Source organism: Nonlabens ponticola, from assembly GCF_003966335.1.
GTDB lineage: Bacteria > Bacteroidota > Bacteroidia > Flavobacteriales > Flavobacteriaceae > Nonlabens > Nonlabens ponticola.
Map to the genome: position 1 here is coordinate 1,606,306 of NZ_CP034549.1, position 11,901 is coordinate 1,618,206.

The window sequence follows — 11,901 nt, forward strand, 5'->3', positions numbered from 1 at the left end:
GTTAGATTCTTATGGCTTTAATGACGATAGCTCCTAAGGACTTTGAGCTCGTGAAAAATAGATAATTTTTTGCATCTTCCTTGAGCTGATATTTCGCTCGCAATTGGTTGGCCGTGAGTCGCGAGTTTCTTGTCACTACGGTAAATGCCTGCTTCTGGAATTTGCGTTTGATTTCCTTAGGCTTGAAGGGTAGCACTTCCATAACCTCAAAGCAGCGTCCAGGAAAGTCGATGAGCTTATCGCTGGTAAATAGGTGCGCGTCTTGATCTAGTTTATCGATTTGAAACTGCCGTGCCACCTGAGCAAATGCCTGCAGCTTCATGATGGCCGCGTTGGGCTCGTACACATATGTTTTAGGTTCTGAAAAAGCAATATCTATGTCTAGATCATCCTCATAAGCAAACGGTGATTGATTTGTTTCTAGATTTACTGCCTTGTAGATCAATTTTATAGCCTGTGGATCCAGTAGCCATAGCAATTCCCTGACTTCGTTTTTAACGGCAACGACGTGAATTTCTGCTACATATTGTAACTCTTTCATACCTGCTGTGATATCCAGCATGGGTGATGTTTTAATCAGGATCTTCTTACCCTTTTGCAGTAATAGATCGGCGTGCTGGATGATGTTGGGTTCATAATCTTGCAAACACACTGCTTTGGAACTTGCCGCTGTTTTTCTGCTGGGATCGACGTATAGCAAATCCACTTGCTTGTCTAGTCTTTTTAAGAATTCTATGCCGTCGCCGTGATAACTTTTTGTGTTTGTTTTTAGTGCCTCTAGGTTATGAGCCGTCAATGCTTGCAATTGCTCGTCGAGTTCTAAATGGATGGTTGATTTGTAAGCTTTCGCGAAAGCATAAACGTCAACACCCATTCCACCAGTGACATCGATCATGGACTCACCACTGGCTATTTGGGATTTGTAGATCGCGGTAGTACTCGAACTGCTTTGCTCCAGATTGACTTTAGGTGGATACAGAATATTCTTATTTTCAAACCACTCGGGCAATTTCTTGCGAGCCTTTTGCAAGCCAAAAAGTTGTTGGGCTAATTCCTGGCTAGATATTTCTTCAAAAGGGTGCGATTTGAGAATGAAATCTGCAACATTAGTATGCAGATGATCCATTAAGTAGGTGCGTACCTTAGGCTGTAGCAACAGCTTGTTCATGATTTACAGGTCTTGTGTAAGTTTCTTTACGATCTTGTACTCGCTCAAGAATTCCTTAGAAATCACTTTGATAGCTGTGTACGTTGGGATTGCCAGCACTAATCCCATAACGCCAAACAGTAATCCAGCAATGAGAATCACAATGAATATCTCTAACGGATGAGACTTTACAGACTTACCAAAAATGAGCGGCTGATTGAGAAAATTATCAATGAGCTGGATGATGGCATAACCTATTCCTACCACAATTAATTTGGGTAAGATCACCTCAGTAAAGTTGGCTCCTAGGTTATCGCTTATTACAAATGCACCCATTAGCAGTACGCCAATGGCAGGTCCTAGGTAGGGTATCAAATTAAGCAGCGCACAGAAGAATGCAATTATGACTGCATTTTCTACGCCCAAGGCAAGTAGAATAACACTGTAGAGAACAAAAAGAATAAGGACCTGAAATATGAGGCCGATAAAATATCGAGAGAGCAGTTGCTTGATTTTAGTAAATGCTCTTAAAAATTGACCTTCGTTTCCTTTTTTAGAAAAAACCAAAACACCTTCAAGTAACAACCGACTGTCCTTAAGTAGGAAAAATGAAATGAATAAAATGGAGAATAAGCCAATGGTAAATTCTCCTAGTGTACCAAAGAATCCATTCACAAAGGTTGGGACAATCTCCATATCAAAATTTCTATAGAACTCCTGCTGTTTTATTCTGTCTAAAACGTTGACGCGCTCAATACCAAAGTAGTTGCTTATTTCCTGATTAAGAACCTCTAGTTGCTCTTTGACCTGTTCTACATCTATACGAGAAATGTTCTCACTTTGCTCTGTAATTATAGGTATCACTAATAAAATAATACCGACGATGATGCAAAATATCGATAACAGCGTCACAATAACAGCTAGCGTATTAGGGAAATTGAGCTTGTCCCTTAAGAATAGGACAATAGGTCTTCCTATCAATGAAACGACTGCAGCAACACCTATATATAATAGAACCGATTGTATTTCATATAAAAACCATAGCAATGCAAATACACCAGCAATGACAAGAAGTGCCCTAAGTAGGCCAAAGGCGATTATACGCGGCGTAATGTTCTTGCTCATACAGCAGTTAGTTGGTAAAAACGTACTTCACAATATTAGCACCCATATCTAGAGCCTTGCGTCGCACCTCTGGTGGATCATTGTGAACTTCTGGACTTTCCCAGCCATCACCTAGATCGCTTTCAAAAGTAAATAAAAGTAATAGCCTGTTATCCTTAAATATTCCCAATGCTTGTGGTCTTTTTCCATCGTGTTCATGAATTTTAGGTAATCCTTGAGGAAAATTCTTGTAGCTGTTAAATATGGGATGTGAGGCTGGTAGCTCTTGTAAAGGCAGGTCAGGAAATAATCTCACCAATTCTTTTTCTAAAAAAGGCTTCATACCGTAATTGTCATCGATATGTAAGAAACCACCACTTAGTAGATATTTTCTCAGATTTTCTATTTGTTGATCGTCAAATACAACATTACCATGACCTGTCATATGAATAAATGGATACTGAAATATTTGTGCACTTTGCGGCGTTACAATATCAACTTGTGTTTGAATGCTTGTTTCCAGCACATCGTTACAGTATTCTATCAAATTGGGAACCGCGGTAGGATTTGAATACCAGTCGCCACCGCCATCATATTTGAGTACCGCAAATTGTTGAGCGCTTACCATGCTGCAAGCCAACATGATTACAAAAAATAAAAAAGTTTTACTCAAAATTGACATTTGTTAATTTATTATTAAAATTATGTTGATTTATCTTGAAATAAGTTCAACATGTTTTTTACATTTAGCTCAACCAAGTAAATCTCTCTCTTTAATTATGGCTTATAAACCACTTACTAGAACCTTGATGCCCATTATTTCTATGCTATGTGCATTTGGAATACTGGCGTTTCAACATAATGAAAACCATGACCAAGATAATTCAATTGTCTCGCAACCTGTGGTTCAAGTTGTTGAATTATTTACCTCGCAAGGTTGTAGTAGCTGCCCACCAGCAGACAAATTACTAGGAACTATAACGGATAAGGAAAACGTTATTGCCTTGAGCTATCATGTAGATTACTGGAATAGGTTGGGATGGAAAGATCAATTTAGCGATTCTCAATTCTCTACATACCAACGCAATTATGCTAAAGCATTGAGATCTCGTGTTTACACACCTCAAATGGTGGTTAATGGCAGCAAAGAGTTTGTAGGTTCAAAGTCAATTGAATTAAAAAAGAATTTGAATTCAAAGTCTATGGTTGATTTATTGACAAAGCCAGAGGTGTCCCGAGAATCCAATCAACTTATCGCTCAAATAGATCTAACAGAAGCACCTAAGTATCAACAAGCATATGCTCTTGCAGTGCTGGACAAACATGTTACTCAGGTGACGCGTGGAGAAAATGCGCAAAAACAATTAATCAATTCAAATATCGTCATTGATCGCAAGGCGTTAAATTCAACGAATGCTAATATAACTTTTGATTTACCAGATGATCTAAATGGAAGTTATCGTATAGCAATCATTTTGCAGGATGATGATCTCAATATCGTGGGCGCGGCTATGAGCGATGCTTATTGATCAAATTAAAGGCAGTTACGGCATAGATGCCTGCGGTTTCAGTGCGTAATCTATTATTACCCAGAGCTATGGGAATAAAATCTGATTCTATAGCTTTCTTTATTTCTTGCGTTGAAAAATCTCCTTCTGGACCTATAAGGATGCATGCATCTTTATTCACTTCCAGCGCATCATCAATAAAAGTTTTATCCTGATCCTCACAATGTGCGATAAATCGATTTCCAAGCTTTTGAATTTCTAAAAATTCATCAATGCTAGTCAGCTTATTGATTACTGGTTTGTGAAACTGCAAAGATTGTTTCATGGCACTTATCGCTATCCTATCAAATCGCTCTACATTGATCTTGCGGCGCTCACTATTCTCACATAGAATAGGAGTGATGGTGGTGATACCCATTTCAGTTGCTTTTTCAATGAACCATTCCATTCGGTCGTTCATCTTGGTAGGTGCAATGGCAATGTGCAGTTCAGGTTGAGGTCGTGAGACGTGCTTTATATGAGTCAATTCTATCACGGTACGATTAGAAGTAATACTATCTATCTTGCCGTTAAATAGATCTCCTAGACCATTTGTGATATTGATTTGATCACCAGCTTTTTTTCTCAAGACTTTTGTCATGTGTCTCGTGTCCTCCTTTTCTAGAGATAAATTGCTTACATCTCGTGATGCCTGTGGGTAATAAAAGAGCTGCATTACATGGACATTCTAGGTGAAGAAGTACTTGAAAGGTCAGTAAAATCTTTTTGTAAATATTTGAAATAACCAGAAATACCTATCATCGCAGCGTTATCTGTGGTGTATTCAAAAGGTGGCATAAAAACCTTCCATCCTTTTTCTCGTTTGGCCAGTAGTCGCTCCCTTATTCCAGAATTCGCCGACACGCCACCACCTATCGCAACCTGCTTGATACCAGTTTGCTTCACTGCTTTGTCCAGTTTTTGAAAAAGTATTTCTATGATGGTATATTGAATGGATGCGCACAAATCTTCTAGGTTGTTCTTGATGAAGTCTGGATCCTTTTGCGTCTGCTTCTGCAAGAAATACAAGACGCTGGTCTTAAAACCGCTGAAACTATAGTCCAGATCAGGAGCAGTTGGTATGGGAAACTTAAAGGCTTTGGCATTTCCCTTTCGCGCAAGCTTATCTATCATAGGACCAGCAGGATAATCTAGTCCCATAAGTTTACCTGATTTATCAAATGCTTCACCTACTGCGTCATCCATCGTGCTGCCTATCACTTGCATATCGTGATAGTCGTTTACCTTCACAATTTGAGTGTGACCACCGCTTATTGTCAATGCAAGAAAAGGAAATTGAGGTTTTTCTTGACCACTATCAATAAAATGAGCGAGAATATGCGCCTGCATGTGATGCACTGCAATAAGAGGAATGTCCAGCGCGAGAGATAGCGATTTTGCAAAGCTGCTACCTACCAGTAAACTACCCATAAGTCCAGGTCCTTGAGTATAAGCGATTGCGGAAAGTTGACTTTTTGATATTCCTGCTTTTTTAATCGCTTGATCTACAACAGGAATTATATTAGATTGATGTGCCCTTGAGGCGAGCTCTGGTACAACACCACCGTACTGTTCATGCACTTTTTGGCTTGCTGTAACGTTTGATAATACTTGATCATTCTTGAGAATCGCGCATGAGGTGTCATCGCAAGAAGATTCTATGGCAAGTAGGTATGAAAATTGCTGTGGCATAGCGGTTAGCGCCTAGAAATTGGTAATCTTTGCAAAAGTAAATGATCTATTATTAAAAAGCTTTTTAAAATACTGGGCAGGATTCTCCTGATATTCATCGCATTATTTGTGATCCTAGTGGTGGCTTTTTCATTCCCTAGCGTACAAACGGCGACCGCAAAGCGTTTGACTAGATACTTGAATGATACTTATGACGTCGATGTTGCCATCGATCGTGTAGCGATTACTTACTCTGGTGATATAGAATTATTAAGATCTCGTGCGCTTGATGAGCGTCAAGACACTATTTTCTCCTTCCAATCCTTATCCTCAAGCGTTGCCAGTTTCTCAACTTTATTGACGCCTAATCCCATTATAGGAGATGTGACTATTGACAGCCTTTATTTTAATATGAAGCGTTATGAAGGCGATGAGAGCGATAATCTTACATCTTTCTTACGCAAGTTTGCACAGGAACCCAATCCTGATGCGCCACCTTTTACTTTGACCACTGGCGACGTGAATATCACCAACAGTCGTATAAGTATTATCGACGAGAACAACGAGTATCCACTGCTTTTTGGCGCACGTGATTTCAATATTGAGGCAAGTGACTTCAAAATTGATGGTTCTCAAATATTTGCAGATATTCAGCAAGCAAATTTCACCATGTCTATTGACGCGGTGAGCGCTCGCAACGGCGGTCAAGGCATGGAGATTAAGGATCTGGCCGCAGACTTTTATTACTCACCATCACAAATAAAAGCTGGAGACTTGAGGCTTGAGACTCGCGGTTCTCTGGTAAAAGGAGATTTGCAGTTTGACTACACACGAGAGGATTTTGCACAGTTTGTTGAGAAGGTTGAATGGACATTTGACATACAAGAAGGTTCTTTTGTTACTACCAATGATATCAGGATCTTTTATGATGAGCTCGTTGCAAATGAAGATATTCAGGTAACTGGATTCATGACTGGTACGCTCAACGATTTTAAGGTCGATGGATTAAGAATGCAGGCGCTCAACGATTTGAATATCGATGGCGATATGAGTTTTAAAAACTTGATTATTAATAATGAGGAATTTGTAATTGACGGTGATTTTAATCAATTACAGGTAAGTAACCGTGATTTAAAGACGTTGCTTCCTAATATTTTAGGGACTAGATTACCTAATAGTCTCAACCAATTGGGAGCTGTAAATGCCCACGGTTATGGACTTGTAGATAGAAATACCGTGGTAAGTCGATTGTCGGGAAATACGCGTCAGGGTAGCTTTGGTACAGATTTGCGGTTGACGGAAATAGGTTCTAGCGCCATAGGTTATCAAGGAAATATAAGAGCCAATAATCTTAATTTAAGGTCACTGACTGATGTCAAATCATTGGGCAAAACATCGCTCAACCTTAATGTAACTGGTCGTGGATTTGATCCTAACACAGCCAGATTATCATTGGATGGTAAGATCTCACAATTTGAATATAATGGTTATGTCTATCGGAACCTGAAAATTGATGGAGACTTACGCAAACCGGTTTTTAATGGAAAGCTGGTTGTGAACGATCCTAATTTGCAGTTAGATTTTGATGGGTTGGTAGATGTATCTAATGAGATCAATACCTATGACTTCAAGGCCTCCATCGATTATGCAGATTTGCGTGCCACAAACATTTTCACCCGTGATTCTACTGCAATTGTTAAAGGTGATATCGTGATTGATATGCATGGCACCACAATCAATGATGCCGAAGGGACGATCAACTTTACCGATGCTAGTTATCGCAACGACAACGACACCTACTTTTTTGAGGATTTTGCCATTGAGAGTAGTTTTCAAGATGACAATAGGTTGATCACTATTAACTCGCCGGACATCATTGAAGGTGAGGTTTCTGGTCAGTTCAAGATTGAGGAGATTCCAGAATTATTTAAGAATAGTATCGGTAATGTGTACACTAATTATCGATCTGAGAACATCACACAGGATCAGTTTCTGGATTATGAATTCAAGATTTATGATAAGATCGTGGATTTGATTTTTCCTGATATAGCTCTAGGCGAAAACACAATTCTCAAAGGCCAGGTTGCAAGTAATGAGGCACAGTTCAAAATGACCTTTAGAACACCACGTATCAAGATATTCGACCTAGATCTTAAACAAGTAAATGTTCAGGTCAATAACCAAAATCCTTTATTCAACACCTATATTAAGATTGATGACGTAAACAACGGTGTTTATGATTTGAATGATTTTAAACTCATCAATGTTACTAAACAGGATACGCTACTCTTCCGTACTGAGTTTGCTAGCGAGCAGCGAGACACAGATAAGTACAACCTGAGTTTTTACCACACGATTAATGATGAGAACAAATCGGTCGTTGGAATACGTAAAAGTGATTTAAAATATCAAGGTAAAAAATGGGTCATCAATCCAGCGGCAGATAACGTTAAGCTCACTTTTGATAATAATTTTACCAATTTCAAGCTGGACACACTCAGGCTACAGCATCTTAATGAAAAAATTACTGTAGCTGGTATGCTTGAAGGAAAAGAGACTAAAGACGTTAGCCTAAACTTTGACGGCGTGCGCATCTCGAGTCTCACAGCACCCATTGACAGCCTTAAGATGCGCGGTAGAATCGATGGTGATGTCAACCTAAAACAGATAGCTGGAAACTATGCACCTTCCAGCAACTTTAGCATCAGTGATTTTGAGGTCAATAATACACCACTAGGCGATTTTGATTTGCTGGTTGAGGGAAATGAGGATCTAAGCCAGTTTAATGTAGATGCCCAACTCAAAAATGACAAGTCACGTACGATGAGCGCGTCTGGCTTTATTAATACATCTGGAGATTATTCTACCATTGATGTGCAAACTAGATTTGATGAATTCAATCTAGTCGCATTAAGTCCGCTAGGTGGTATCGTAATCGACGATATACGTGGATTTGCCAGTGGTCTAGCGACCATCAAAGGCAAACTGACTGAGCCAGATGTAGAAGGTGAGCTTAAACTGCGCGAGGCAGGACTGCGAGTTCCTTACCTTAATACAGACTTTGATTTTGAAGATAACGAGACCGTGCAAATCACTAGCAATAGTTTTGATTTTGGTACCATTAACTTGCGTGATACAAAATATAATACCACAGGAACTTTATCAGGCTCGATCAATCATGTAAACTTTGGATTCTGGGAATTAGATCTAGCATTAGAATCAGATCGATTATTAGTTCTTGATACTGAACTTACTGAAGAATCGCTTTACTATGGTACTGCCTTCATTGACGGACGAGCTACCATCACAGGTCCAACTACAGGACTGTTTATTGATGTCACAGCGACTACTGGTGATGGAACCATTTTTAAAATCCCAATTGATGACGGTGAATCGTTAAGCGATACCTCTGCGATATACTTTTTGAGTCCAGAAGAAAAGGCAGCCAGATTATCAGGAAAACCAATCAAAATAAATAATGTCAGTGGTCTTGAATTAAGATTTGATCTTGAGGTAACACCAACAGCCGAGGTTGAAATCACCGTTGATCCAACAAATGGTAGTTACTTGCGAGGTAGCGGTTACGGTAATTTACTTTTAGAGATCAATACTAACGGTAAGTTTGTCATGAACGGTGACTTCATCGTTACCGAAGGTATCTATAACTTCAAATATGCAGGTCTGGTAAACAAGGAATTTATCATTGAGCCCGGTGGTACCGTTGACTGGAATGGTGACCCGACTAATGCAAATATCGATGTGAGTGCATCATATGCTACCAGAGCTAATCCATCTGTACTATTAGACAACCCTAACTTGAATGCTCAGATACCGGTTGAGGTAATCACTAGACTGGAAGGTGACCTGAGTTTCTTTGATCCAGAGTTTGAAATCACATTCCCTAATGCAAATAGTGTTGTAAAATCAGAACTTCAATACCGACTGGAAGATAAATCGCAACGTCAGCTACAAGCTTTATCTCTAGTTACCTCAGGTTCTTTTTACAATCCAAATAGTATTGGTCAAAATGCTGTTACTGGTAATATTGTAGAAAGTGTTTCCAGTATCGTGAACGATATTGTAAGTAGTGGTGATAGTAGGCTGGACTTTGGAGTAACTTATGAAGCATCAGAGCGTAATCCTAATAGTGATTTTCAGCGGTCAGATCGATTTGGTATCACGCTGACAACTCAAATAAACGATCGTGTATTCATTAACGGTAAGCTAGGTGTTCCCGTAGGTAGTACTACCGCTACAGAGCGTGCCATTATAGGTAATGTAGAAATTGAATTCCTACTCAATCAAACTGGATCGCTGCGCCTCAAGATTTTCAATAGGGAAAATGCACTGCAGCAAATAGGCCAACAAGAAGGATATGCACAAGGTGTAGGCCTTGAATACAGTATTGACTTTAACAGCTTGCAAGAACTGTATCAAAAGGTTTTCTATAAGACCTTAACTAAAGAACCTGCCAGAAAGAAAATCGAGACTGAAGAAGAATTCATTACAGAGCCTACTGAGAAATAGGACTATTTAAGCACCAGAGTTTTCACAACCTCTTTGCCCATATGCTCATTGATATTGGTAACGATCTTACTACGACCATAGCTCAATTCTTGTCTTAAGACACTACTGGATAAACTCACAATGAGTTTGTCACCATTAAGCTTTACTTGTGTTGTGTAGCTCTCAATTCCTGGTCCCATCACTTCTTTCCATGCATCATTAATATCAACCTTTAAGAAGCCACGAGATAGTTTTTTCTGGGATTTAAAGTCGTTGAGTGCCTCACTCATGTTCACAAAGCCGTCTTTTTTATTATTCCTCATAATCTGGTTTGTGAGAGGTATAGTTATAAATAGTGCCATCAGTATGCACTAGCTGTAATGTTTCTTCTGTTGCTTTTTCTACGGTTTGCTTATAGGATTGCTCTCCATCTTTAAACTGTAAGATCAAAGCATCATCCATCGCAGACCAACTAAATTTTACCGGATCGCCGTAAACTATAAAAGTCCCATCATAGGTAGGACTTACCCGACTTTTAGTTCCCTGAGAACCGTTAACTTCAAAAAAGTCCATGTGATTGGTAAAAGGAAATTCCTTGACTTCACCATCATCTTTAACGACAGTATCGATCGTCCAGTAGCCTTCAAGATGTTTCAGTTTTTCTACATGATTATTTTGCGAGCATGATGCTAGCAATAAGAATGATAGTAACCCGAATACAATTTTCATAATTGAAACATTTTATAGGATTGATGTGTTTCTTTAATCACACGCTCTGTACGATCAGGATGCGTATCACTTATAAATAGTTGACCAAATTGATCATTATTCACCATCTCAATAATTTGAGAGACGCGATCCTCATCTAATTTATCAAAAATATCATCCAGCAACAGGATAGGAGTGGTTCCGGTTTCATTTTTTATCAACTCAAATTGCGCTAGTTTCAAGGCAGTAAGAAAACTCTTTTGCTGGCCTTGACTACCATATTTTTTTACCGCATGACCATCCAGATTGAAAATTAGATCATCCTTGTGGACACCAGCACTGGTGTATTGTAATTGCAAGTCTTTCTGCTGCGCATTTTTAAAGACACTCGCAGGATCAACATCGGTAAAATCAGATTTGTAGAAAATATCGACCTGTTCACTCGCACTGCGAGAAATCTTTTGATAGAATTCTTTAAAAATAGGGGTGAAGCGTTCTAGAAATGACGTGCGTTGCTCATGAATATAAGTTCCTAATGGGATCATTTGCTCATCGTACACTGCCAGCGCATCACTGTCAAACTTATGATTAGCTGCAAAATATTTGAGCAAGGCATTGCGCTGGTCTTTGAGCTTATTATAATTAATAACACTCGTCAAATATTGATGATTACCCAGCGATATTACCGCATCTAGGAACTTGCGACGCGTGTCGCTACCTTCTATAATCAAATCACGATCTGCAGGTGAGATGATCACTAGAGGTATAAGTCCTATATGATCACTTATTTTTTCATACAGTTTACCATTGCGTTTCACAACGCGTTTTGCACCGCGTTTTGCGCTTACGACTACTTGTTCCTGTTTGTTTTTTTTTTCAAACTGACCATTGATTACAAAAAAATCCTGATCATGCCTGATATTTTGAAGTGTGATGGGATTGAAATAGCTTTTGGCAAAAGCCAGATGATAAACCGCGTCCAGCACATTTGTCTTGCCCACACCGTTATTACCTACAAAACAGTTGATCCTAGGATCCAATTCAAAATCTGCGCTATCAAAGCTTTTGTAATTGACCAGACTTAGATTGTTAAGACGCATAAATTGATGAAGGTAATTTAATGATAACTAGAGGTTTGAGAGAATTTTGCTTTCGCGAAAGCGTAATCCCAAAAAGCCTATCCACACAATTGCAAATTTAGTCTTTGAACCATAGAAG

Annotated in this window: 10 protein-coding genes; 2 read left to right on the plus strand and 8 right to left on the minus strand. The window is 39.1% G+C overall.

The window, feature by feature from the left end; translation table 11 throughout:
* Position 1 precedes the first annotated feature (1 nt).
* Genes EJ995_RS07285 through EJ995_RS07295 form a run of 3 tightly spaced genes read right to left on the minus strand, consistent with a single transcriptional unit; the run spans position 2 to position 2,933 of the window.
* Complete coding sequence (locus EJ995_RS07285; RefSeq protein WP_126447092.1) at positions 2–1,168, minus strand: class I SAM-dependent methyltransferase; 1,167 nt, start codon at positions 1,166–1,168, stop codon at positions 2–4.
* A 3-nt stretch (positions 1,169–1,171) separates the two neighbouring features.
* Entirely contained in the window at positions 1,172–2,272 is a 1,101-nt protein-coding gene (locus EJ995_RS07290) for an AI-2E family transporter (RefSeq protein WP_126447094.1), read from the minus strand.
* A gap of 7 nt (positions 2,273–2,279) precedes the next feature.
* Positions 2,280–2,933: a DUF4159 domain-containing protein gene (locus tag EJ995_RS07295; protein ID WP_126447095.1), complete on the minus strand. Its 654-nt coding sequence runs from the start codon at positions 2,931–2,933 to the stop codon at positions 2,280–2,282.
* Between the two features lie 97 nt (positions 2,934–3,030).
* Between EJ995_RS07295 and EJ995_RS07300 the strand changes: the two genes are divergently transcribed.
* Positions 3,031–3,780, plus strand: coding sequence for a DUF1223 domain-containing protein (locus tag EJ995_RS07300; RefSeq protein ID WP_164549889.1), 750 nt, complete (start codon positions 3,031–3,033; stop codon positions 3,778–3,780).
* Here EJ995_RS07300 and EJ995_RS07305 read toward each other — a convergent pair.
* Together EJ995_RS07305 and tsaD are read right to left on the minus strand one after the other, a co-directional pair.
* Complete coding sequence (locus EJ995_RS07305; RefSeq protein ID WP_126447099.1) at positions 3,761–4,474, minus strand: 16S rRNA (uracil(1498)-N(3))-methyltransferase; 714 nt, start codon at positions 4,472–4,474, stop codon at positions 3,761–3,763. The genes EJ995_RS07300 and EJ995_RS07305 overlap by 20 nt on opposite strands.
* Positions 4,474–5,490: a tRNA (adenosine(37)-N6)-threonylcarbamoyltransferase complex transferase subunit TsaD gene (tsaD, locus tag EJ995_RS07310; RefSeq protein WP_126447101.1), complete on the minus strand. Its 1,017-nt coding sequence runs from the start codon at positions 5,488–5,490 to the stop codon at positions 4,474–4,476. Before tsaD ends, EJ995_RS07305 begins: the two co-directional genes overlap by 1 nt.
* 108 nt (positions 5,491–5,598) lie before the next feature.
* Here tsaD and EJ995_RS07315 point away from each other — a divergent pair, with 108 nt between their 5' ends.
* A complete protein-coding gene (locus tag EJ995_RS07315) occupies positions 5,599–9,996 on the plus strand; it encodes a translocation/assembly module TamB domain-containing protein (protein ID WP_241234610.1) in 4,398 nt (1,465 codons plus the stop codon).
* A 2-nt stretch (positions 9,997–9,998) separates the two neighbouring features.
* Here EJ995_RS07315 and EJ995_RS07320 read toward each other — a convergent pair whose 3' ends face one another.
* Genes EJ995_RS07320 through recF form a run of 3 tightly spaced genes read right to left on the minus strand, consistent with a single transcriptional unit; the run spans position 9,999 to position 11,783 of the window.
* A complete protein-coding gene (locus tag EJ995_RS07320) occupies positions 9,999–10,298 on the minus strand; it encodes a DUF721 domain-containing protein (protein WP_126447103.1) in 300 nt (99 codons plus the stop codon).
* On the minus strand, positions 10,288–10,704 hold the full coding sequence (locus EJ995_RS07325; RefSeq protein ID WP_126447105.1) for a lipocalin-like domain-containing protein: 417 nt from the start codon (positions 10,702–10,704) through the stop codon (positions 10,288–10,290). The genes EJ995_RS07320 and EJ995_RS07325 overlap by 11 nt, the downstream gene beginning before the upstream one ends.
* On the minus strand, positions 10,701–11,783 hold the full coding sequence (gene recF / locus EJ995_RS07330; protein WP_126447107.1) for a DNA replication/repair protein RecF: 1,083 nt from the start codon (positions 11,781–11,783) through the stop codon (positions 10,701–10,703). Before recF ends, EJ995_RS07325 begins: the two co-directional genes overlap by 4 nt.
* Positions 11,784–11,901: the final 118 nt, after the last annotated feature.